At 42.8% G+C, this 24410-nt stretch carries 24 protein-coding genes; 8 read left to right on the top strand and 16 right to left on the bottom strand.

The features are described from left to right. Positions 1–4: 4 nt before the first annotated feature. The 6 genes from M4I42_RS05310 (at position 5) to M4I42_RS05285 (ending at position 4372) form a co-directional block, all read left to right on the top strand. Complete coding sequence (locus M4I42_RS05310) at positions 5–523, top strand: NADH-quinone oxidoreductase subunit B family protein (RefSeq protein ID WP_268851196.1); 519 nt, start codon at positions 5–7, stop codon at positions 521–523. Next, positions 520–852: an ArsR/SmtB family transcription factor gene (locus M4I42_RS05305; RefSeq protein WP_066324312.1), complete on the top strand. Its 333-nt coding sequence runs from the start codon at positions 520–522 to the stop codon at positions 850–852. Before M4I42_RS05310 ends, M4I42_RS05305 begins: the two co-directional genes overlap by 4 nt. Positions 853–948: 96 nt before the next feature. Further along, positions 949–1284 (top strand): hypothetical protein, encoded by a 336-nt coding sequence (locus M4I42_RS05300; protein ID WP_268851195.1) that lies wholly within the window; start codon positions 949–951, stop codon positions 1282–1284. Between the two features lie 57 nt (positions 1285–1341). Next, positions 1342–1671 carry a hypothetical protein gene (locus M4I42_RS05295; protein ID WP_268851194.1) on the top strand — a complete coding sequence of 110 codons (330 nt, stop codon included), beginning with the start codon at positions 1342–1344 and terminating at the stop codon, positions 1669–1671. A gap of 319 nt (positions 1672–1990) precedes the next feature. Continuing rightward, complete coding sequence (proB, locus tag M4I42_RS05290; RefSeq protein WP_268851193.1) at positions 1991–3109, top strand: glutamate 5-kinase; 1119 nt, start codon at positions 1991–1993, stop codon at positions 3107–3109. Between the two features lie 21 nt (positions 3110–3130). Continuing rightward, entirely contained in the window at positions 3131–4372 is a 1242-nt protein-coding gene (locus M4I42_RS05285) for a glutamate-5-semialdehyde dehydrogenase (protein WP_268851192.1), read from the top strand. A gap of 67 nt (positions 4373–4439) precedes the next feature. Here the strand turns inward: M4I42_RS05285 and M4I42_RS05280 are convergent, their stop codons facing one another. From M4I42_RS05280 to ilvD, 11 genes are all read right to left on the bottom strand, one after another. Beyond that, the gene (locus M4I42_RS05280) at positions 4440–5273 is read right to left on the bottom strand and encodes a 5'-3' exonuclease (protein ID WP_268851191.1); all 834 of its coding nucleotides are present in this window, start codon (positions 5271–5273) and stop codon (positions 4440–4442) included. A 229-nt stretch (positions 5274–5502) separates the two neighbouring features. Then, positions 5503–5850 (bottom strand): hypothetical protein, encoded by a 348-nt coding sequence (locus M4I42_RS05275; protein ID WP_183242272.1) that lies wholly within the window; start codon positions 5848–5850, stop codon positions 5503–5505. A gap of 224 nt (positions 5851–6074) precedes the next feature. Then, complete coding sequence (locus M4I42_RS05270; protein ID WP_268851190.1) at positions 6075–7340, bottom strand: hypothetical protein; 1266 nt, start codon at positions 7338–7340, stop codon at positions 6075–6077. Positions 7341–7864: 524 nt separating this feature from the next. Continuing rightward, the gene (locus M4I42_RS05265) at positions 7865–8065 is read right to left on the bottom strand and encodes a hypothetical protein (protein WP_268851189.1); all 201 of its coding nucleotides are present in this window, start codon (positions 8063–8065) and stop codon (positions 7865–7867) included. A 5-nt stretch (positions 8066–8070) separates the two neighbouring features. Further along, complete coding sequence (locus M4I42_RS05260; protein ID WP_025948820.1) at positions 8071–8373, bottom strand: ferredoxin family protein; 303 nt, start codon at positions 8371–8373, stop codon at positions 8071–8073. After that, positions 8355–9650, bottom strand: coding sequence for an FAD-dependent oxidoreductase (locus tag M4I42_RS05255; RefSeq protein ID WP_268851188.1), 1296 nt, complete (start codon positions 9648–9650; stop codon positions 8355–8357). Before M4I42_RS05255 ends, M4I42_RS05260 begins: the two co-directional genes overlap by 19 nt. Next, positions 9643–10692, bottom strand: coding sequence for an electron transfer flavoprotein subunit alpha/FixB family protein (locus M4I42_RS05250; RefSeq protein WP_268851187.1), 1050 nt, complete (start codon positions 10690–10692; stop codon positions 9643–9645). The genes M4I42_RS05255 and M4I42_RS05250 overlap by 8 nt, the downstream gene beginning before the upstream one ends. A 12-nt stretch (positions 10693–10704) precedes the next feature. Further along, positions 10705–11517, bottom strand: a complete 813-nt coding sequence (locus tag M4I42_RS05245; RefSeq protein ID WP_268851186.1) for an electron transfer flavoprotein subunit beta/FixA family protein — start codon at positions 11515–11517, stop codon at positions 10705–10707. Between the two features lie 230 nt (positions 11518–11747). Further along, complete coding sequence (locus M4I42_RS05240) at positions 11748–12611, bottom strand: Cof-type HAD-IIB family hydrolase (protein ID WP_268851185.1); 864 nt, start codon at positions 12609–12611, stop codon at positions 11748–11750. Positions 12612–12890: 279 nt separating this feature from the next. After that, positions 12891–14825: a FapA family protein gene (locus tag M4I42_RS05235; RefSeq protein WP_268851184.1), complete on the bottom strand. Its 1935-nt coding sequence runs from the start codon at positions 14823–14825 to the stop codon at positions 12891–12893. Positions 14826–15264: 439 nt separating this feature from the next. Further along, positions 15265–16941, bottom strand: a complete 1677-nt coding sequence (gene ilvD / locus M4I42_RS05230; RefSeq protein WP_268851183.1) for a dihydroxy-acid dehydratase — start codon at positions 16939–16941, stop codon at positions 15265–15267. Between the two features lie 371 nt (positions 16942–17312). Between ilvD and M4I42_RS05225 the strand changes: the two genes are divergently transcribed. Continuing rightward, complete coding sequence (locus tag M4I42_RS05225) at positions 17313–17747, top strand: hypothetical protein (protein WP_268851182.1); 435 nt, start codon at positions 17313–17315, stop codon at positions 17745–17747. 78 nt (positions 17748–17825) lie between these two features. Here the strand turns inward: M4I42_RS05225 and M4I42_RS05220 are convergent, their stop codons facing one another. Both M4I42_RS05220 and M4I42_RS05215 read right to left on the bottom strand, forming a co-directional pair. Next, positions 17826–18749: an AEC family transporter gene (locus M4I42_RS05220; protein WP_268851181.1), complete on the bottom strand. Its 924-nt coding sequence runs from the start codon at positions 18747–18749 to the stop codon at positions 17826–17828. Positions 18750–18774: 25 nt separating this feature from the next. Beyond that, positions 18775–19185: a DUF4275 family protein gene (locus tag M4I42_RS05215; RefSeq protein WP_268851180.1), complete on the bottom strand. Its 411-nt coding sequence runs from the start codon at positions 19183–19185 to the stop codon at positions 18775–18777. A 315-nt stretch (positions 19186–19500) separates the two neighbouring features. Between M4I42_RS05215 and M4I42_RS05210 the strand changes: the two genes are divergently transcribed. Beyond that, entirely contained in the window at positions 19501–19995 is a 495-nt protein-coding gene (locus M4I42_RS05210; RefSeq protein ID WP_268851179.1) for a Synaptonemal complex 1, read from the top strand. Between the two features lie 61 nt (positions 19996–20056). Here the strand turns inward: M4I42_RS05210 and M4I42_RS05205 are convergent, their stop codons facing one another. Genes M4I42_RS05205 through M4I42_RS05195 form a run of 3 tightly spaced genes read right to left on the bottom strand, consistent with a single transcriptional unit; the run spans position 20057 to position 23719 of the window. Further along, entirely contained in the window at positions 20057–21208 is a 1152-nt protein-coding gene (locus M4I42_RS05205; RefSeq protein WP_268851178.1) for a mannitol-1-phosphate 5-dehydrogenase, read from the bottom strand. 1 nt (position 21209) lies between these two features. Next, the gene (locus tag M4I42_RS05200; protein ID WP_268851230.1) at positions 21210–21647 is read right to left on the bottom strand and encodes a PTS sugar transporter subunit IIA; all 438 of its coding nucleotides are present in this window, start codon (positions 21645–21647) and stop codon (positions 21210–21212) included. Beyond that, positions 21644–23719 (bottom strand): BglG family transcription antiterminator, encoded by a 2076-nt coding sequence (locus tag M4I42_RS05195; RefSeq protein WP_268851177.1) that lies wholly within the window; start codon positions 23717–23719, stop codon positions 21644–21646. The genes M4I42_RS05200 and M4I42_RS05195 overlap by 4 nt, the downstream gene beginning before the upstream one ends. Positions 23720–24410: the final 691 nt, after the last annotated feature.

Here is a 24410-nt window from a genome sequence, read left to right as displayed (position 1 = left end):
TACAATGAAAAGCGGAAAAGAGCAAACAACTGATTTGCGATGGACGCTGCAAAAAAGAATGAAAGAAGTGCTCGGACGTTCGCTGCATATTCGCCATGTCGATTCTGGTTCTTGTAATGGTTGTGATTTTGAAATGAATACATTAACTAATCCGATTTACGATATTCAACGGTTTGGCGTCGATTTTGTCGCCTCCCCTCGCCATGCGGATATGTTAATGGTAACTGGCGGCGTGACAAGACATTTAGAAGAGGCGCTAATAAAAACGTATAACGCTGCTTCCGAGCCAAAAATGGTTGTCGCTATTGGAGCTTGTGCGTGCAGCGGTGGGATTTTCGGACGTACTTATGCTAATTACGGTGGGGTTGGTCATATCGTTCCTGTCTATGTTTATGTCCCTGGTTGTCCTCCTCGACCAGAAGCGATTATCGAAGGAATTTTATTGGCGCTCGATCGATATGAAGAGTTATCAAGAAATAGATATGAAGAGTTATCAAGAAATAAAGGAGAGAATAGGCATTGAATTTAGAACTTCAGCAATTTAAAGCGGATTTTTTTAAAGCCCTCGCTCATCCGTTACGAATTCGCATTTTAGAATTATTGTGTGAAGGCGATAAAAACGTCAACGAACTGCAAACGTTAATTGGCAGTGAAGGATCGGCTGTTTCGCAACAACTGGCGATCTTGCGAAGCAAAAACATTGTATACGGAACGAAGGACGGAAACCGCGTCGTCTATTCTTTACGCGATCCGATGATTAAAGAACTGCTGGCCATCGCCCGGCAAATTTTTAACAACCATTTGATCGACACGATCTCGATGCTAGATAAATTTAACGACGAAGCCGAATAAGAAAAGCCCCTCATTGATTTGCAAGACGAGGGGCTTTTCTTTCTCTTTTCTCTCGCATTTTCTTCTTTTATAATAGGGAAAGGAGGTGAAATAGGAATGGAAAAAGAAACGATTGTAAAAGAAATTGTCAAAGCGCTCGAGTTATTCTCAGACAAAATTCATCACGAAATGCGAGAGATGGGACAACAGCTTCGCACAGAAATGCATGAAATGGGGCAGCAACTTCGCACGGAAATTCGTGACGTGGAAAGCAGACTAGAAACAAAAATTGATACTCTCCGCCAAGAGATGAATGAACGGTTCGAGCAACTAAACGAAAAAATCGATGAACTACGCGACGAGTTAACCGACACGCAAGAAACCGTTGATTTGCTTTCTTCCAAAACGCTCCAGCATGAACGAAAACTTCGCAGTCTTTATCGCCAATCGTAGTCCCTCACGTTCGCAACGGATCGTTTATCACTATTTTACACGGGGAAGGAGAAAATAATGGAACAAAATGTATTGTTACAGGAAATTGTAAAAGCGCTCGAATTATTTTCGGAAAAAATTCACCATGAAATGCAAGAATTGGGCGATCAACTCCGTGCAGAAATGCATGAAATGGGCAATCAGCTCCGTGCAGAAATGCATGAAATGGGCGATCAGCTCCGCGCGGAAATGCAAGAATTTCGTGCGGAAGTGAATGAGCGGTTTGATCGACTTGACACGAAAATCGCTAGCTTGCGCATTGAGCTAACCGAAACGCAAGAAACGGTTGATTTTCTCTCATCGAAAACGATTCAGCATGAGCGAAAACTCCGCAAGCTCTATGGGTAGGTGTAAAATTTTAGCTTGACAAAATCGTATTTTCCATAGATAATTCTGAAAAAATCGTTTATATCGGAAACGGTACGGGACTAGTAAATCGATGGAACGTGCAAGAGAGTGGGACTCGCAGGCTGGAAGGTTCCTCACGGAAAGTCGATTGAACCTGCCCTATATGGCCGCTTATGCAAACATAAGCCGTCTCCCCACGTTACGGGGCAAGAGGTGGGCGCTTAACGCCAAAAAAGGTGGTACCGCGGAAACGACGCTTTTCCGTCCTTTTCTACAAGGACGAAAAAGCGTTTTTTATTTTTTGGAAAGGAGTGGGATGGTGAAAAAGAAGCGAATCGTCGTCAAAATTGGCAGTAGCTCTTTAACAGAAACAAACGGCACGCTCTCGGAACAAAAGCTTCGTGAACATGTCGAAGCACTTGCTTATGTCAAACAGCTTGGGCACGATGTCATTCTCATTTCATCAGGGGCAGTAGCGGCCGGTTTCGGCTTGCTTGGGTATCGTTCGCGACCGAAAACGATCGCAGGAAAACAAGCAGCTGCCTCAGTCGGCCAAGGGGTGCTTATGCAAAGCTACATTTCTGCCTTTCGTTCGTTTGGTATCGTCACCGGGCAATTGTTGTTAACGCGCGCAGATTTTTACGATCGCGACCGATTTCGCAACTTATTTGCGACAATTTCCACATTGTTAGAACGTGGCGTGCTTCCGATCATTAACGAAAACGACTCGATTGCAGTCGAAGAGTTAACGTTTGGTGATAACGATTTATTATCCGCGCTTGTGAGCGGTTTTTTACATGCCGATGCGCTCATCATTTTAACGGACATTAACGGGCTATACGACCAAAACCCGAAACGTCCTGAAGCGAAAAAGTATCATTTTCTTGCGGAAATTACCGACGAACTCATTGCCCAAGCAGGTGGAAGCGGATCAACCGTTGGAACAGGAGGAATGAAATCAAAGCTACTTGCCGCGCAAAAGGCGCTTTCCTTCGGCGTCAGCGTCTTTATCGGTACAGGAAAAGGGAAAGAAAAGCTAAAACATATTTTAGAAGGAAAAGGTGACGGAACGTATATCGGCACACCTTTTCAAGAACACATGCAAATGCGCAAACAATGGATTGCCTATCACTCGAAAATAGCAGGAACGATTGAAATTGATGAAGGAGCAGAAACGGCCCTTTTGCATAAAGGAAAAAGTTTATTACCTGCTGGTGTAACAAACGTATTCGGTTCGTTTCAAGCGCTAGATGTCGTCAACGTCGTCAATCAAAAAGGAGATGTGATCGCTAGAGGACAAGTATATTATGCGGCAGACGATTTAACGAAAGTAAAAGGTCTTTCAAGCGAGGAAGCGAAACGATATTCTTTCCACCATCGCCCAGAAGTTATTCACCGCGACAACTTAGTATGCTTAAAAAGGACATCTGTCTGCTAAAAACGAAAGGAGCGAAAACGAATGAGTGAATTAATGGTCAAAGCGAAAAAATTAAAGCAAGCGGCTAGTCAATTAGGAATGTTATCAACAGAAGAAAAAAACAAAGCGCTCGCGATGATTGCAGAAGCGTTAATTGCGCAAATGGCGTACATTTTACAGGAAAACGAAAAAGATATGACGGTCGGAAAAGAAAACGGCCTCTCCCCTTCCTTGCTTGACCGGCTGCAACTGACCGAAGAACGCATCCATCAAATCGCCGATGGCGTTCGCCAAGTCATCGACCTACCAGATCCGGTCGGTGAAACGATCGAACAATGGACGCGACCAAATGGACTACTCTTAAAACAAATTCGCGTGCCGCTTGGCGTTGTCGGCATGGTATATGAAGCGCGACCAAATGTGACGGTCGATGCCGCTAGCCTTTGCTTAAAAACAGGAAATGCTGTCTTGTTGCGCGGCAGTTCCTCCGCCATTCACTCGAACAAGGCGCTCGTTTCGGTCATGCGAGAGGCGTTAAAACGGTCGTCCGTTCCAATCGATGCGATTCAACTACTAGAAGATACGAGTCGAGAAACGGCACAACACATGTTTCGTTTAAAAGAATATTTAGACGTGCTCATCCCGCGTGGCGGAGCGGGACTTATTCAATCGGTCGTCGAAAACGCAACGATCCCGGTATTAGAAACAGGCGTCGGCAATTGCCATATTTTCATTGACGACTCTGCCAAAAAAGAAATGGCAATTGATATTGTCATAAACGCTAAACTGCAGCGCCCATCCGTCTGCAATGCGGTTGAAACTGTCATCGTTCATAACAAATGGCCATATACAAACGAACTGCTTCACACCTTGCATGAAAAAGGGGTCGAACTGCGCGGCGACAAACAGCTTGCGGCTATATATCCGTTCGTCCGTGAAGCGACAGAAGAAGATTGGGCGACTGAATTTTTAGCCCCGATTTTAGCGGTGAAGCTCGTTGAAACAGTCGATGAAGCGATGGAGCATATTGAGCGCTACGGCACAAAACATTCCGAAGCGATTATTTCTGAGTGCAAGGAACACGTGGAACAATTTTTCGCGCGCGTCGATGCCGCTGTATTGTACCATAACGCCTCTACCCGCTTTACCGACGGCGAACAATTCGGGTACGGCGCTGAAATCGGCATTAGTACGCAAAAACTGCACGCCCGCGGCCCAATGGGCTTACGCGCCATCACAACAACAAAAACGCTCGTGTACGGGAATGGGCAAGTGCGGACATAAAAAACCAGCCTCCACGTGGGGCTGGTTAAAATATGTTTAATAACTTCTTCCTCTCACAAGCTGTTTACTACATAATCGCTTCTAATACTTCCGCAAACCGCTTGCGCTCGTCATGCCATTTCGCCTCTTCCAACTCTAATTGAATCGGAATATCATAATGAATTGCCGCAAGTTTTCGCGACAAATGAAGCAAGTCGAGATGTTCGGTTATTTTTTGCTGCTGCGCTTTTGTTAGTTGTGCTAAGTTTTCCATGATTCCTTCAATCGATCCGTATTGTTGAATAAGTTTAAACGCTTGTTTTTCCCCGATCCCGCGCACGCCTGGGTAATTATCACTTGCATCGCCCATGAGCGCTTTCACATCGATGAGTTGATGTGGCTCAATGCCTTTTTCTTTAATAAAGCGTTCGAGCGTATACGCCTCGTAGTTGCCGATGCCTTTTGCCAGCAAATAGACGGTGACATGTTCCGAAAGAAGCTGAAATAAATCGCGGTCTGCTGTAATAATAGAAATTTGCATATGTTCGCGATATTGCTTGACGAGCGAACCGATGCAGTCGTCCGCCTCCGCACCGAGCACGCCGATATTCGGAATACCAAGCATCGCGACCACTTCTTTCGCTAAATCAAACTGCGGAACTAATTCATGTGGTGGCTCGCCTCGATTCGCTTTATAGTCTGGAAACCATTCGGTGCGAAACGTCGTACTTCCCATATCCCAACAACAAACGATATACGTCGGTTCGAGCAAACGAGTCGCTGCTTCTACATGTTTCACAAGCCCGCATACCGCATTAGTCGGCACACCGTCACGATTGATCATCCATCTCGGCGCTGTCGCATAAAACGACCGAAACAATAACGCCATCCCATCAATTAATAAAAAATGTCCTCGTTCCATCTCCGTTGTCCTTTCTATGTATCGATGAAACAAGTATAACAAAAAACCACCCCATATGGGATGGTGGAAATGATAAAGCTTTAGAGTATTCCCTTTTTAATCCAAGACCAGATTCTATATGTTACCAATACATTTACAAACAACAGCCCTAAAAGCGCCAGAACCCAGATGACCAACCTATCAATTTCTGCGACCGAACGGGCAGTTTTTTCACTTGAAGGATCAGATTCTATCGATTAAGCAATATAATCTCCCTAGCCTCAATGTCTCTGCTTTCTTTACTTTGACTCATAGTCTGAGGAGTGGCAAGAATGACTTTCACAGTTACTTCTGCCGTAAAGTCGTCAACACTTAATTTGTTGCCATCTTCATCACTGAATTTTGTTTGATTTGTGATTCGGACTGTACAAGGATAGCTTATATCCTCTACGTTATTTTTCCTTTTCTTTACTTCATGGGAACAGTCCACGACAAAATAATTTTCTCCAATACTATAAAGCGTCCCTTCAAAAGACTTTGTTCCTGTGCAACCAGTCAAGAGTAAACTAACCAAGACGAAAACAACAGTTCTAATCATTCGAATTGCATTCCTTTGTATGAAAAATAATTTTTTATAAGATTACATTTATCGAAAAAGACAACACAACGCAAAACTAAACTTCTCTCTATTCCCTTTTTATGAGCAGGAGGCTTTTAAAAATGCTCCTAAGGGAAGTAAAGATTACTCATGAACGTTTTATTTGGTAATACGTTATTTCTCTAAATTATCCCTATGTTAACAAAGATAATACACAAAAACATTCACCACGTTCTAGGAGATAACCCCCAATAATCTACTATACTTTGTACATGAGTATACATTTTCCACCCATTAGAGCCTACGCCTTCATGTACACCTCTAATCTGGCTACCATAATATGTAGGCGAACCACTGTCACCGTTAGTAGAATTATAATCAGCAGCAGTCATATTATTGTGTTCTCTTGCTGAATAATTTGTACTTTTTACAACCCCACATGCATTACCAGTATATGAACCATTCATACATACGTATTGTCCTACATATTCATATGATTCTCTTTGCCAACTGGTAAAGTTAGGCTGTCCATAATTATAATTGCTAGCATAGGAAAGTTGACCTAATGAAATCAGCATTGCATCCAGTTCACCACTATTTACGAGCCTGTAGGCATATCCAAAGTATGAACCGCCTTGACTAAATCTATCACTACTTCTTCCGCAATGACCAGCTGTGACATAGTAAACCCAATTTCCATAAGAAGCTGAAAATCCGCCCGTACACCCCCAACCTGTGTCAATATTGCTAATCCTTAATCCACCTTCTAATGGCCGTGTATAAGCAGTTCTAGACTCTTCGTAACCACCATCAGATTCAATTACTTCAATATCTGAACCGAATATATTTACAAGTGAATCCCTAGCAGTGCTGTCAAATGGATAAATACCGATAATAACCTTATTCCTTTGAATATCAGAATATATAGTAGTAACATTTATACCTTGTTCTTTTAATTCACGCTTCTTCGAGAGTACTGTCGAATGTATTTCATCAAGCTGCTTTTCTGATCTTTGTACTTGTTTAAATTTTATTTTTGAATCATTATTAAAAATTTTCCTAATGTCATTTATCTCTTTATTCATTTGTTTTAAATTTTTAGAAAAACTAATTGTTACCACACCTTTTTTCGATTGATCGACGTACAGTCCCCCAAAATCACTTGAACTAATATTGTTTCTAATATATTCTAAAATCAATGGTATTTTTTCCTCTTGATATTTTATTCTATTTTCTATTTCCTCTAATTCGTCCTCAGTTAGCCAAACTCCGTGTTTTTCGTATGACTGTGTTACTTTCTTTGATGTTATTAAATTACTCACATAAACAGGATCATAATTTAAACCCATTTTCTTTCTATACTCTATATTTCTTTTTAATTCGGAATCATTAGCTATATCATTTTCCGCGTTTATAGACCGTGGTGATAAAATCAATATGGGAAGTAAAATGATGAATAGGATCACAGTGTTTTTTAGTGAGATATTCATTAAGGACACTTCCCTTCTGATATTGGTATTGTCAAAAGTTTTAAAGACGTCCCCTGATTTTTTGTTGATTTTATGCTGTTCTGGATAAAAAAGCTTGTCACTCTTGTTGTTTACGGTATGATTGAGGTAACGACACACACAACCACCCAAACATTGGAGTGACAAGATTGTTACCTCAATTATTAATCAAACTTCATTTTTTACAACAAAAAGACGAAGAACCGCGGACATTCTCTGCCTGTATCAATCGAACGTTTTTCCCGACAACAAACCATTTCGACAGGTGACAGACACAACAACAATTCCCCCCTTTTTTGCAAATGAAATTGCAATAAAAATTTCCGATTTTCGTTTCCTCTGTTCTCTCTATACAAGTCGACTATAAATACAACACGGCAAGTGATCGACAGGATGTAAAGCAAAATGGCAACTTGTATAGTTCGTAAAATAATCATAAAAAAAAAAAAATTATCCGTCAATCCCTTTTTTAGAATAAATTGTATATAAAGAAACAAAAAACCACCCTACGATAAAGGGTGGCTCACATTAGAAGAAACACGAATCGTTTGCTTTTTTGTTAATTGCTCATCAACGGTTAACAGCTCTTTTTTCTCCCAGCTGACGAAATAATCTTCCCATAATACGTGGCAACGATCATCGGTCACTTCTAACACAATTCCTCTCGTTCCATCCGTATAGACGACGCAGTCTCCGATGTGAAACATGGCGATCACCCCAGACGGAAGACGATGCCGTAGCCACCGCGTGGATATTCCCATTGAATGTTTTCATACGGACAGCCGATGCGACAGCTCCCGCATTCATGACACCCTTCATAGCCGACGTGCATCCGAACTTCTTCCCATTTATACACAGACGCTGGGCAAAAAATCGTACAAATTTTATCCGGACATTTCGTTAAACAAATATTCGGGTCAAGCACGTGAAGATGCGATTTCGTATCCGCGTTGAAGCGGACTAAATATTGCTTTTCTTCAATCGTTTGCGCCTTCATCATTTCATCACCTTCCATGCTTTCATCATATCGCGCGCCAGCTTAAACTTTTGTTTCGTCGAGCCGAGATCGCGCCAAATCTTTTTCTGTTTTTCCCATTTCGATGCGCCGTCGACCGTAAACATTTGGCTTGCTGCACGGTTGAGCATCGGGATGTACTGCTCAAAATATTGCGGGAACGTCTCAAAATGATGCGTCGCGTCTTTATATTTTTTCAAATCTTGACCGATAAAGCTTTCCATGAGTTTCATTCGGTATTGGTCAAGCATGCTTTCGGAAAAGTCGTTTTGCGCCTTCGCCATGATGATCGTTTCTGCTGCTAACCGACCAGATGTCATCGCCATATTCGAGCCTTCGCGATGAATCGCATTCACAAGCTGGGCGGCATCACCGACGACTAACACCCCGTTGCCTGCGACTTTCGGAATCGAATGATAGCCGCCTTCTGGAATTAAGTGCGCTAAATATTCGACTGGTTCGCTTCCTTGAATATATGGGCGAATCATTGGATGATTTTTCACATACTCAAGCAACTCATACGGCTTAATTTTATGTTTAATTAATCCTGATAAAAGCGTTCCGACACCGATGCTGAGCGTATCTTTATTCGTATATAAAAATCCGGTTCCTAAAATACCTTTTGTTGCATCGCCAAAAATTTCGATCGTACAGCCTTGGTTCGGCTCGAGATTGAACCGGTCTTCAATGATGTTTTTATCGAGTTTTAAAATTTCCATCGTTGCTAAAGCGACTTCATCCGGTCGCCATTCACGATGGAATCCAAGCTGTTTCGCTAAAAGGGAGTTGACACCATCGGCCAATACGACGACATCGGCATAAATGTCGCCATCTGGACGGTCTGTACGAACGCCGACGACGCGGCCATTTTCCACAATACATTCAACCGCTACCGTCTCACAGACGAGAAGCGCTCCTTGTTCGACTGCTTTTTCAGCAAACCATTGGTCAAATTTAGCGCGCAATACGGTAAAATTGTTATACGGCTCACGCCCCCACTCTAGTCCTTTGTAACTAAACGTCACTGCAGATTCTTTATCCATCATCATAAACCGCTGCTCGACAATCGGCCGTTCAAGCGGAGCTTCTTTATAAAATTCCGGAATGATGTCTTCCATCATTTTCCGATACAACACACCGCCCATGACGTTTTTCGCGCCAGGATATTCGCCGCGCTCGAGCAACAATACATTTACCCCTGCTTTTGCTAGTTCATATGCACAAGCCGTTCCAGCTGGGCCTGCGCCAACGACGATACAGTCAAATTTTTCAGGCATGGCGAACCCCCTCCTTCACATGAGCAGCTGCTTTTAGCTTCGGAATTTCTTCTTTAAATCTCTCAATTAAAAGTGGGACGATTTCAAACGCATCGCCGACGATGCCATAATGGCACGATTGGAAAATGGGTGCGTTCGGATCTTTGTTGATGGCAATAATCAACTCCGAGTTTTGCATGCCAACGACGTGCTGGATCGCACCCGAAATACCGATCGCAAAATAAATTTTTGGCGTTACGGTTACACCGGTTTGTCCGACTTGGTGATGATGGTCAATCCATCCTGCCTCTACGACATCACGGCTCGCCCCAACCGCACCGCCAAGCACTTCGGCTAGTTGGTGAATGAGTTGAAAGCCTTCTTTGCTGCCCATCCCTTTTCCGCCAGCAACAATAATATCCGCTTCATCAATTCGCGCTTTTTTCGTCGTCTCTCTTACAATCTCTAATACTTTCGTCCGCATTTCTTCTTCGCGCAGTTCAATGTGTTCTTCTACTATTTTTCCTGTTCTCGACGAATCTGGTGGTAGCGCTTTCATCACTTTCGGACGAACGGTTGCCATTTGCGGACGGTATTTTTTACATAAAATCGTCGCCATAATGTTTCCGCCAAACGCCGGGCGGCTCGCCAATAATAGTCCTGTGTCTTCTTCAATATCGAGTATGGTCGTATCGGCCGTTAAGCCTGTCGGCAAATCCGTTGCAATGGCACTAGCTAAATCTTTTCCTGTCGGTGTTGCCCCATATAGCAGTACTTCCGGCTTATGCTTATCGCAACAATCGAGCAATGCGCGCATATATGGCTCTGTCCGATAATATTCAAAAATCGGGTCGTCATATACGTAAACGATATCTGCACCGTACGTAAACGCCGTAGACGAAAGCTGCTTCACGCCGCTTCCAATTAATACGCCTGCCAATTCTGTTTTTCGTTTATCCGCAAGCTGTCTTCCTGCCCCTAATAATTCAAGCGAGACAGGCGCAATATTCCCGTCTTTTACTTCTAAATACACCCATATTCCCCGGTAATCATCGAAATTCATTGCTCTCTCCCCCTATTGGAACAACTCTTTTTTCGCAAAAATGATGGAAAGCAGTTTATCTACCTGTTCTTGGGTGCTTCCTTCAAGCAATTGGCCACCTTCAGGTTTTGGCGGTGCCCATACTTTTGCAACAATCGTTGGAGATCCTTTTAGTCCTAGCTGTTTGCGGTCAACGTTTTCTAAATCATCTGCGGTCCAAATCGTTGGTTGATAACGTGCGGCTTTAATCATGTTTGGCAAAGGTGCAAAGGAGATGTCGTTGATGTCTTTTTCGACCGTAAACAAGCACGGCAATGTTGATTGGACGACTTCATACCCATCTTCTAATTTACGATGAACAATCGCATATCCTTTTTCTTTATTAATTTCAACGACTTTTTTCACGCCAGTAAGAGGAGGAATGTTCAACCGGCGAGCAATGCCAGGTCCGACTTGGCCTGTATCCCCGTCAATCGTCATTTTTCCGCAAATGACAAGATCAATCGGGCGTTGTTTCGCGATTTTTTCAAGCGCTTTTGTGAGCGCATAGCTTGTCGCGAGAGTATCTGCGCCGGCAAACGCGCGGTCGGAAATCATATACCCTTCATCCGCGCCAAGCTCAATGCATTTTTTAATCGCCTTAACGGCTGGAGGAGGTCCCATCGTCAATACAGAAACTGTTCCGCCATACTTCTTTTTTAACCGAACAGCTTCTTCTACCGCATGGGCATCGTACGGGTTTAAAATTGCCGGGGCACTTGCACGGTCCATCGTGTTCGTTTTCGGATTCATCTTAATAATCTTCGTATCTGGTACTTGTTTAATACAGGCTACGATATGTAGCATATGATCACCTCCAATTTGATATTTTTTGCTCGTTTATTCACATGAGGAATGATGCCGTATCCCCCCTACTCTATTGTTATTTAACATTCTGTATAGATATTCTAACATATACAACAAATTCCCTGTTGCCATTGAAAGAAAATTTAATATTTTGTTCACAAAAAAATGAACCATTTTGCACTGAAAAGCAACTGTGCTCCATGGTCCAATGAAAAGCTCAATCAAATTTTTTATCGTTTGGCCAAACAGCCTGTTCTCACTAATTCCTCTAATACTCCCGCCACACCATCTTCATCGTTTGTCGCAGTGGTGAAGTTCGCCTGTTCTTTTATTTCATTCGAAGCATTCCCCATCGCGATACGATAGCTGGCAACTGCAAACATCGAAAGGTCGTTATGGCTGTCGCCGATGACAACGGTATCAGTGAGATCGATTCCATAGTAAGAAGCGAGTGCCTTGACCGCTTTCCCTTTCGTCGCCTGTTGATGGTTCACTTCGATATTGTTTGGATGCGAAGAGGTCACCGTCAACCCGGAAAGCGCTCCGAATTTCAATGAAGCTTCTTTTAATCGATGGTGATTTAAAGAGAATACGAGAATTTTATAAAAAACGAGTGATTCTTTGTTCCATGTATCGCTCATATCTTGCACATATGTTACACGCGCTTGTTGAAACTGTTTTTCGACAATGCGCTTTAAATCTCGATGCTGTTCGCTTACATCATTTGCAAGCGCTTCTAAATGCTCACGATTATGCAGTCCTACATAAACCGCTTCGTTTGTATAAATTTCGCAGTACAAATCCGGCTGCTCCCGCACCCATTGCAAAATTGGAATGAGCGCCTGTTTGTTTAACGGAATGTCTCTTATGACCGTCCCATCCATCAGCGTAATCATCGCTCCGTTCAGTCCGATCACCGGGCAGACAATCCCTGCTTTCGCCAGCGGTTCATATGCGTCTTTGTACGCTCTTCCCGTCGCAATCGCCACCACATGACCCGCTGCTTGCGCTTTCACGATCGCTTCTTTATTTCTTTGACTAATTTGTCCGTTTGAATTCAACAACGTACCATCCATGTCTAATGCAATCAACATTGATCGATTCCCCCGTTTCTTTCATGGGACTTGGCAGTATTGCACCACCATTTTAAGTTCTTCCCCATTATAATACAAAAACTGGGGGAATGGGGAGGGATTTGCATGCAAACTGTTGCTATTTTATAAAGCGACTATTACTGAATTTACAATACATGTTTCCATTTTAGATGGTGATAGGAAGAACGGCTGACGACAAATCTAGGCGATCTCATAATGGAGAGGAGAAGTAAAATGACTGATGAATATTTTTATCCGTTACTCAACACACCTAGCCTGTTAGCAACTTCCTAACTGAATCGCATCCGTTTCTTCGTCCCACCGCGCACAAATTCCTTTTCGTGTTTCTAGGAAGGTATAAACTTTTTTGCCAATTTGGATGACGGTTCCTTCCCAGACGTGGTCCATGTGAATCGTTTCTCCCTTCGGAACTACCAATGTCGTCTTAATGCCGAAAGAAGAGCCAACCTCCTTCACTTGAATGCCCTTTTGGGCGTATACTTCTCCCCCGCGTAAAATACCGTCAATCATCAGCTTCCCGCCGGCATAAATATTGCAGTTATAGCATCCTTTTCCTGATACGATGACATCCCCACTGCAATGAATGACGCTATTAAGGGCATACGATAGCTCGACGGAATCTACGTCCGTTTGTTCATATTGATTCGTAAACTCATTGATCTGGCGAAGTAAATCTGCAAAGTTTTCAAGATAATGGAAGTTATTCGGCTTTTCTGCCATAAAGCATAATTGCAAGCGACCACCAAGCTCGATCCACGACTCGCCTAGCACATCTTTTTTATTTCGACAGACTGTTTCATATTTTTTCACCGCTTCCGCAAGCGAATGAAACTTAGTTTCGAGCAGTTTTTTGATGACAATATAAATATCTTTTTCTTCTAGTTTTGAAAACATGACTAATTGCTGAAGCGCTAAAATCATTTTTTCGAGCTGTTGCCGAATATCGTTCAATAATGCAATCAGCTCCGCGATCACGATTTTTTGTTCTCCAGATACGACCGTGCCGCCGATGAGGTTATGATAGATCAAAATCGACTGTTGCGCTTGAATTTTCGCGCGGTTGACGTTTTGAAAAATCACAACGCTCCCAACTGCTTCCACTTCCATTCCATCTTGCACATTTCCCGTAATTTCAATATCTCCTTTAAAACGAATATTTCCTGTTGAAAGATCGACATCACCATGATGGACCAGCTTCGGGATGATCGAAGCGATGACCGTGCGGCCTTTTTTTACGATTTGCGGCCGTCCCGATTGTGTAGCCACAAGGCTCGTTCCATCAGCAGATATCGCCACTCCTTTTCCAAGTTGAATGTTGACAGAAAATGTATCTCGGACCGGAATAAGTTCACCCGTCACTCTTCTGCCAGGAATGGCCGGTTGAGGAGGATGGATGATGGCGATCACATCACCTTCTTGAACGCTCGAAATGATTTCCGTTTCCCGATAGTCAACAGTTCCATCTTGCCTTACCTTTGGCTTTTTCGACTGATCTGCTCCTACTTTTAGTTCGACCCAACCGTCTCTTCCTTCTTGCGGCGGCGTTCCTTCAGCAATGACAACGCTTACCTTTTCGTTTGCCTGAAGCGCTTCCTTTATTTTTTCTTCGTTCACCCCATACACAATGCGCAGTTGTTTTAGTTTGTTTGCCACTTCTTCGTAAGTAATCGTGTGCTCGACTTCCGTTTGTAACTGAGCATTTAAACGCATATGTTTCGTCGGCGGAAGATCATTCAATACGTACCGTCTTCGAACAGCCGGTTCAACGGTTAAGATCGCTTGCATTTTCCGCGAATCTACGGTGATGCTCCATGCGGCATCGATTTTTTCATCTTCCTTGACATAAACTTCAAATTCATCGCCTTCTTCGATCGTAATCGTATCGTGCACTTCTTCCCCATTGCGAAATAGCATAACCCCTTTTCCTTTTGTAATCGTAGGTCGCTCTGCGGAAGAACATTCATAAAATAACTTCCCATTTTTCAGCCACACTTTTGCTTTTGGTTGATCCGGTTGCACGGGACTGATTTTCGTAATTTTTACAACAGCTTCTTGTGAAACTAAACCGAACAGCCGTTTTTTTTCTGCTTGAATCACTTCAATCGATACTTGTTCTCGCGTTGCCTGCAGTTTTTCAAGCCCTAAACGGATGGCCTCGTCGACCGTACTTCCCTTTGAAATGACGCTTTCCACCCTTGCTTCCTCCTCTTTTTCGACGCACATTGATTTACTTATATTTATTATATATAAATCATTTTTTAGAAGAAGTGCCAAAAGCCACATAAATGGCATATTTTTTTTAAAATGAGTTTTTCGTCGTATATATAAAAAATTTGAACTGCCTGAAATGTTTTCCTAATGTCTATGTTCCCAATCTGAATTTCTACAACAAAGAAATCCCATCTTTTTATACATAAAAACTATTTAAAAATAACAAAAAAAGGGGGCATCATTCGTAGTGGCCCACCTTTTCCTGTTATATAAGTTGAAGGTTGGTTTTACACCCAACCCATTTGACGGTCATGTTAATATTTATATAGACATGATCGCAGTGATAATAAAGTTGTGACATTCTTTATTGCAACTAGATTGATTGTTATATAATTTCTAAGCAAGATCAAGAATGCGAAGGTTAAATTTTCATAATTCCGCCTGTGCTTGCGGAAGTGACGAGTTTCGAGTAGCGAGCTAAATACCCGCTTTTTACTTTCGGCTCAAAGCCTTTCCAATTCGCTTTTCGTTTTTCCCATTCTTCTTCAGAAATTTGCACATCAATCGTTCGCTTCACGATGTCGATGACGATATGATCTCCGTCCTCGACAAATGCGATCGGCCCGCCTTCCGCTGCTTCAGGCGATACATGTCCGATCGATAATCCACGAGAAGCGCCGGAGAAACGTCCGTCTGTAATAAGCGCGACTTTCGGTCCAAGCCCCATTCCGACGATTTGCGATGTCGGTGCCAGCATCTCTGGCATGCCTGGTCCACCTTTTGGTCCTTCGTAACGAATTATGACGACATGACCTGGTTTCACTTTTCCGCTTGCAATGCCTTCAAGTGCTTCTTCTTGGGAATTAAAGACGATCGCCGGACCTTCATGACGGGTAATGCCGCCTTGAATGCCACCTGTTTTAATAATCGCACCATCCGGCGCTAAGTTTCCAAATAGCACCGCAAGACCGCCCGTTTCGGAGTACGGATTGTCGATCGGGCGAATCACGTCATAGTTTTTTACTTCGCAACCGGCAATGTTTTCGCCAAGTGTCTTACCGGATACCGTCAATGCATCAAGATGGAGCGTGCCTTCTTTTTTCGCTAACTCATTCAATACTGCAGACACGCCGCCTGCTTCATGCAAGTCTTCGATATGCACATCGGAAGCTGGGGCTAGTTTCGCTAAATGCGGAACACGGGAAGCGACTTCGTTAATTCGTTCTAACGGATAATCAATGCCCGCTTCGTTCGCAATAGCTAGCGTATGTAACACTGTATTCGTCGATCCGCCAAGCGCCATATCGAGCGCAAACGCGTTATCGATCGCTTTTTCCGTAACGATGTCGCGCGGTTTAATGTCGTGCTCGATTAAGTACATGAGCTGCTTAGCAGAACGTTTTACAAACTCTTTTCGTGCCGGATCAACTGCTAAAATCGTTCCGTTTCCAGGCAGCGCTAAGCCGAGCGCTTCAGCCAAGCAGTTCATTGAGTTGGCGGTAAACATGCCTGAACACGACCCACACGTTGGGCAACCGTATTGTTCGAGCTCTTGCAAGGCTTTTTCGTCAATTTTACCAGCTTGATACGCCCCAACCCCTTCAAACACCGATGAGAGTGAAATTTTCCGTCCATCGCTCGTGACCCCAGCTTTCATCGGTCCTCCGCTTACAAAAATGGTCGGAATGTTCAAACGCATCGCTGCCATCATCATTCCTGGCGTGATTTTATCGCAGTTCGGAATACAGACCATACCATCAAACCAATGAGCCGATACAACCGTTTCTACTGAATCGGCGATAATTTCGCGGCTTGGCAGCGAGTAGCGCATTCCGATATGCCCCATTGCGATACCATCATCAACGCCGATCGTATTCATTTCAAACGGCACGCCACCTGCTTCGCGAATCGCTTCTTTCACAATTTTCCCGAATTCCTGCAAATGAACGTGTCCCGGAATAATGTCAATATAAGAGTTGACGACTGCAATAAACGGTTTATCAAAATCTTCTTCTTTCACCCCCGCTGCCCGCAGTAAACTTCGATGTGGCGCTCGGTCAAATCCTTTTTTGATCATATTGCTTCGTAACTGTTTCAACTTTCATCCCTCCATTAGTCTCTTATATTTTTAGTATTGTATCACTTTTACGAATAGATTGACAATTGAAAAGGTAGAAACGTTAGACAAAATGATCATAGCGAAAACGGATGAAAAATGTTGTCGAATGTTGTCGGATATAAAAAGAACCGATGATATATAAGCTGCAATAAAGAATTTCCGATTTTTCGGTTTCATTTTCATCTCATACAAGCTGATATGATTTAGCGTGGCGAGCGATCAGTTTGGAAGTAAAAAAATTTCAGCCTATAAGCGACACTAGTGATAAAATATCAGGACTGATATCGATATCCTTTTTTGTTTGCGATATTCCGATATTTTTTTATAATAGACAATAGGGAGGTGAAATAATGGAGCAAGAAACAATGGTGAAAGAAATTTTAAATGCGTTAGATTTTTTTTCGGCACAGATTCGCACACAAATTGCCGAAATGAACGACAAATTCGAAGCGCAAATAAAAGAGATGAATGAGCGGTTCGAAGCAAGAATGAAAGAAATGAATGACCGATTTGAAACAAGAATGCAAGAGATGAACGACCGATTTGAAACAAGAATGCAAGAGATGAACGACCGATTTGAAACGAAAATGCAAGAAATGAACGACCGGCTGGAAGCAAGAATCGATCGGCTGGAAGATGAAATGAACGAACGATTCAACCGGTTAGAAACAAAAATTGACAGCTTGCGCATCGAACTTACAGAAACACAAGAAACCGTTGACTTCCACTCTGCTAAAATCGCCCAACACGAACGAAAACTCCGCAAGCTATACAGACAGCTTTAACCCCTTTTGATGTACTCTTCCATTTCAATTATCATGAAAAAGAAGAGCCTGCGCGCTCTTCTTTTTATGTTTTAGTTGCTAAAACAAAAATCGCGACAAATAGGCAACAGCGGTCACTGTGACCGGGCTAAGCAAGGTGGACAAAAAGACTGCCTGTGCCGCATAATCGGGATGATGGCCGTATTCAAGCGCATATAGCGCAGTGTTTCTTGAGCATGGATAGGCACTTGCAATGAATAACGCTTGCGCTGTCACTCCTTTAAGATGCAAGGTAAAGATTATGACGAGTGCAATGATCGGCGAAAGCATCAAACGGCCAAACACCGTAAGAAATAAAAGCGCCGGCATGCGCTTTAAGTCGATATACGCCATTTGCGCTCCCAGCGTTAACAAAGCCATCGCCAAAAAAGCGGCAGCGATATGCTCAAGCGGATTCCAAATAAACGAAGGAATCGGAACGTGGAGCGAGCGAAAAACCAATCCGAGCACAAGGGCATAAATGATCGGATTTTTCAAAAATTCAACAGCGATTTTCCCTCCGTTTTCATTTGCGGATATGAACTTAAACACACCGTATGTATTCGTTAAAAAATTTTGAAAAATCGTCACAACAATTTGAATTGACAGCCCTAACGGTTCATGCCGAAATACGAGCTGGCTCACCGGAATACCAAAGTTGCCGGAGTTGTTTAACACAATCGTATTTTGAAACGTCGCTGCTAAGCTTCGGTCAAGCTTCAACCATTTCGCCATGATTGCACTGATTGCAATGAGCGCACCGTTTTGTAATACGAGAAATGAAAGGACGCCAAACAATATCCCACTCGCCATGTTGCTTTCATATACGTTCACAAATCCAACCGCCGGAAGCAAAAAATACGTCGTCACTTTCGACAGCGTGTTCATATCAAAATGAAACAATCGATGCAAAAAAGCACCTGTCCCGATCAAAAAAAACAAAGGCAAAATGACTTCGATGACGATGTGGATGAACATGTTCAATGAAGGCTCCTCCCTCCTATCGCCTCTACCCTTTTCGATAAAAATACGGCCCGCAAAACCATTCGTGCGTCTGCACATACGTCCATGTAAATGACGAATTGACAACGTATAGATCATGCTCGTGCTGCAAATCATCTGCTCGCAAGCATTTTGCATCGATAAGTCGATATGCCCGATCGTCATTTTGATAAAAAATTAGACACTCGTCTTTCTGCTCGTTATTAAATGCTTCCATCGCCTCTGTTTCTTTTAAACAGGACAGCTTTTGATAGCTAAACACATGCCAGAGAAACTGATCAAAGTAAATAGATGTTTTCTCTTGTGATGAAATTCGATCAGCAAATGCCTGCTCCCACTGCTTTCGCAACCGTCCGCCTTTCCTGCCAAGTTCCGTAACGATGACCCCTTTCGTTCGCAACTGCTTGATCCAATCCATTTTTCTTTCTCCTTCTCTTAAATTCAGTAAAGACCTTTTTGTTGGCTCTTCACCAAAAGTTGTGCTTGATTTTTTTATAACATGCCCCACTTACGCTTGTGAGGAAAAATCAGTAAATCAATGATTTTTGCACATCCTTGTTCAGGAGAACGTATTGCTTGTCAAGTACATTTTGTGGTGATGAACCTTTTTGTTGTTTATTTTACCAAAAATACCAACTCGAATCGAGATCGAGCGTTGTAGACATTTTTCTCATCCTTTGTCTTTTCTTGTCCACACGATTCCGTTATACTATGGAAAGAGGAGGTGAGTGACGTGGAAGAGAAAACGATGCTGAAGGAAATTTTAAAAGCACTGGATTTGTTTGCATCAGACGTTCGTTCTCAGATCACAGCGTTAGACAAAAAAGTGCAAACGTTAAGCGAGCAAATGCAAGAGATGAGAGAACAAATGCAAGAAATGAACGACCGATTCGAAGCAAAATTCGAACAAGTAAATGAGCGCATGCAAGAAATGAACGACCGATTCGAAGCAAAATTCGAACAAATGAACGAGCGCATGCAAGAAATGAATGACCGATTCGAGGCAAAATTCGAACAAGTAAATGAGCGCATGCAAGAAATGAACGACCGATTCGAAAAACGAATCGATCGGCTCGAAGACGAAATGAAAACAAAATTTAGCCGAATAGAAGCGAAATTGGACGGTTGGCGAGTGGAATTGATCGAAACGCAAGAAACAGTCGACTTCTTTTCACACAAAACGCTTCAGCACGAACAAAAAATCCGCAAATTATCCCAGCAACAATAACCTCGTCAGCTCACGTTTCTCACCATGGAAACCCCGCCTCCTAAATGGAAGCGGGGTTTCTTCACTTCTTAAGAACATCTACTTGTTCCTTGATTGCCAACGTAAGCGGATGATCAGCCGACAATTGTGCGTATTGCGACAACGCTCCTTCAATTCCGCGTTCGTAGATTGTTTTCTGCAACTCGACTGCTTCTGCGTCTTCTTCGTAGTCAAACAGTAAAAGCGCGGCAATTCCTTTCACAAGCCCGGATGGGATTTCGCCAAACAAATTGTAGTATTGGGTTGCTGGGCCAACTAGCCGATCGTTCGCGCCAAGTTTGCGAATTGGCGAACGCGCCACCCGTGTCACTTCATCTGTAATGGCTGGATTTGTGAATCTTCGAACAATCTTTTTGATATATGCGCCGTGTTCTTCGGCGCTCCACCCATATTTTTCGATAAGCACACGCCCTGATTCATGAAGCGCTTTCGTCACGTCTGCACGTACGGAATCGTCTTCCATCGCTTCATTAATCGTTGCGTATTTTTTCGCATACCCTAAATACGCCGCAAGCGCATGGCCTGTATTGACCGTAAACAATTTCCGCTCAATGTAAGGTTGCAACTCTTCGACAAAATGCGCACCGACAATTGCTGGAATAGCCCCCACCATTTCTTTCGTTTCGATGACCCATTCAAAAAACGGTTCGACGATAACCATTAATGGATCGTCATTTTTTTGATTTGGCACGATGCGGTCAACGGCGCTATTTGGGAAGCCGCAAAACGTCGCAAGCGCTCCTTGTTCTTCTGCGGACAAATAGTCCATCACATGTTTCTTTAAAAAGCTGCTTCCGCCAATCATATTTTCACACGCAATGACATTCACTCGTTTTTCTGGCGTAGCCAATCGCTTCCGCAACCCATCGGCGATTACTTTCGCAATGTGCGGCAATACGTTCGGACCAACGGCGGTAGTGACTAAATCCGCTTCGGCAATACGGGAAACGACTTCTTCGTACTGCTTTTGGCTATGAAGGGCGGAAACGCCGCAAATGAGCTGTTCTTCCCGCGATTCACCGGCAATAACGACACGGTATTCTTGTCGTTCTTGGAGACGTTGCACTAATTCGTCATTCACATCGACAAACACGACTTCATAGCCTGATTGTGAAAGCAAGCTCCCAATAAATCCTCTGCCGATATTCCCTGCACCAAAATGAACGGCTAACATATTAGTTCACCTCGTTTAAAAGCTCGAGAATTTCTTCTTTCGTTGTCGCTTGAATCATTTTTTCCACATTTTCTGCTTCGGAACAAACGAGCGCGATTTTTGATAAAATTTCTAAATGCTCGTTGTCTTTCCCGGCAATGCCAATCAATATTTTCACGATATTCCCTGCGCCAAAATCAACCCCGTTTGGCACTTGGATAAACGAAAGCCCTGCTTTTTTCACAAGCGCCTTCGCTTCTTCTGTTCCGTGCGGAATCGCGATAAAATTTCCCATGTATGTCGATGTTAACGCTTCTCGTTCAAACATTTTGTCGATATACACGTCATCCACATAGCCCTGTTCGACTAATACTTTTCCCGCTAAACGAATCGCTTCTTCTTTGTTCCCTACTTCAGCACCTAGTACGATGTTTTCTTTTGTTAACACTGACACAGTTATTCACTCCCTAGTTGAATAAAATGGTAAAAAAATGCTTCAAATTGCCGGCTTAAGAAAGCATGAAGCTGTGCTTCTGTCCCGTTTGTAAACAATGAAATGCTTTCGTCATCTTTAATAATGAGCGAGCTTAAATGGCTGAGCACGGAAAGCATCGCTTCTGGCGCTTCACTCGGCGCCAATAACAACAACATGCGCTCCATCTTCATCGGCTGTTGATCCATGCCCATGACGGTCTGCGGGTGAGAAAGCGGATAGACCGTAAACGTAGGACGCAACACATCCGGGCTTCGCGCATGGTACAACGCTAACGCTGTTTCTGGAATCCCTAATCCTCCCGCTTGTTCTCTTCGTAACAATTCATTCACGACCGATTTGGCGTCTCGAATCGTTCCTTTCTTCTGTAGCTGTCGGCACGCCTCGACAAGCGCGTCGTGGACAGAATCGGTAGTTAGCGGTTGAACGGTTAATTCCTTTAATAGTTGTACAATCGTTTCGCTCACGACTTGAATGGCATTCATTTTTTGAATCGTATTTCCCGCAGCGCTTGGCTCTACTGGTCGCGCTTTCGCTTTTTTGCCTTTAATAAATCGGCGAATTGCCACTACTTCGTCATCTTGCAGCATCGGGCTGACGAGAAAATACGGCTCTTCTAACGGAATCGGCACAGTCGATACGATTAAATCATAGTGGCTAGGCTCAATGTACCGCAAGTCAAAAAACGATTTTTGCTCAATTTGGGAAATATCTGGTATTTCTTTTTTCAGCCGTGTTGCTAAGATTTTTGCTGTTCCTAACCCGCTCGAACAAATAACAAGCGCATGCAGCCCTTTTTTCCCACGCAATAACGCCGAGGCAAAATGAAGAACGACATACCCGATTTCCTCTTTCGGAATGACAACTTCCGAAAAAACGTAGGTCATCGCTTGTTCGACGATGTGAAATAGCTCGAAATAGTCTTTTCTAATTTTGTCAAGCAGCGGATTAGAAATGCCCATATTATGTTGAATACGATAAAGGGCTGGTTTTAAATGGACGACTAAATCTTCATACAGCGGATAATCATCGGTCAAATCGACATGCAGCTTGTCGCTCACACATCGGATTAATTCTTGCGTTTTCATGCCGATTTCTAGACTTGCTTCCTCTAGCATATATCCTTGTCGGTCGCGCAGTTTTGCGCCCATTAAATGCATCGTAATATAGCCGATTTCTTCTTTTGGAATCGAAACTGAAAACGCTGCTTCTAACGACCGGGCAATTTTTTCTGCTGTTTTGTATTCTTTTGTCGTTTGAATCGTTTCTAAATATTGTGCCTCGAAGTTGATCGGCTCTCCTTGCATAATGCGCTCAATTGCAAGCGCAAGATGAATGACGAGCGCAATATAAGAGCTGTCCGCAATCGTAAACGGAAGTTCTGCCTTCATTTGTTCCATTTGCGCTTCAATAACAAATAGCTTTTTCTTATCGACAAGCCCAAGCAGTTTTTCTGTCACCGTGTTAATTGTATCAGCCGATTTTTTTTGAATTGATTCTTTCATGAACGAAAGAAATTGCGATTCGTCAAAATGGCGGAACAACAATTCGCTCATCATTTTCCGCTTCGCTGCTTCTGAACCGGCAATTTCTACGCCATAGCCTCGTTTGCGAATGAGCGAAAGGCCTTGTTTTGCCAGTTCTTCTTGAATTTTGTCCAAATCGTTGCTGATGGTGGCGACTGTTACGTTTAAATCATTGGCTAGCGATAGCAATTTGACTGGCTCTACCGCTTCTAGTAATGCAATTAAAATCATCGTTTGGCGCTCTTCTGGTGTATACTCCGGGTGCGATAAGTGAAAAAGGCGAATTTGCAGCTCGCGTTTTTTCTCTTCTTCTCCGCTAATTTGAATGCCGACTCCTGCTTTTTTCACTAGCGCTAGTTCATAGTCTTCTAAAAGGCGCTCGAGTCCTTTTAAATCACGGTGAATCGTCCGTTCGCTCACATCGAGCATAGCGGCAATTTCCCCGACCGTAATTCCTTTCTCGTGCGACAATAAAACGTCTAATATTTTCCGTTCCCTTGCCGATATATACACACCGTTCACCTCCCTTAGCAACGATTTGTTGACAAAATTAAACATAATATGCGCCTTTCACTTTAAATTGTAAAACGCTTTCCTAACAATCACAACAAATAGAAAGCATTGTTTCGTCCGGTTGATTGTTGACATTTTTTAATAAGAGAACGGTTAAGCATAGCATACTCTGGGCACAATCAGATGTCATTTATGGCTCATTAGGCGTGTTGATTAACAATTAAAAACCCGTTGATATTGCTCTATTCCTAGCTTTTCTGCCATATTATTCTGTGTTTTTTAAAAATAGTGGATAATCAGCACTTGTGTTTTTGACTTTTTATTCAGGGTGCGAAATGTAAGTTGTAACATGCTCTACTGATGCTTGTAAGGAAGAATCAGCAAATTAATGATTTTTTCATATTCTTGTTCAGGAAATAGTATCACTCGTCAAGTACATGTTGTGGTGATTAACCCGATAATTATAAAAATTGATTTTTTTTTGAATATATACTATAATTTACTTGTATATAACTTCTCATTGTAACAAAAGGAGGTGATAAAATGGGAGATTTCATTTTCCAACTAGCGTCAATATTAGGAATTTTATTCTTTATAACATTATTCCTATTTCTTATTAGAAATTTATTTAAGAGATCGAATAAGGAGAAAAGTTGAGAAATTTTCTTGCTCTTCCATCTTAAAATATATA

It is taken from the genome of Anoxybacillus sp. J5B_2022, assembly GCF_026847645.1.
Classification (GTDB): Bacteria; Bacillota; Bacilli; order Bacillales; family Anoxybacillaceae; genus Anoxybacteroides.
The sequence above is the reverse complement of the archived record's forward strand: the minus strand, read 5'-3'. Positions and strand labels throughout refer to the sequence as shown.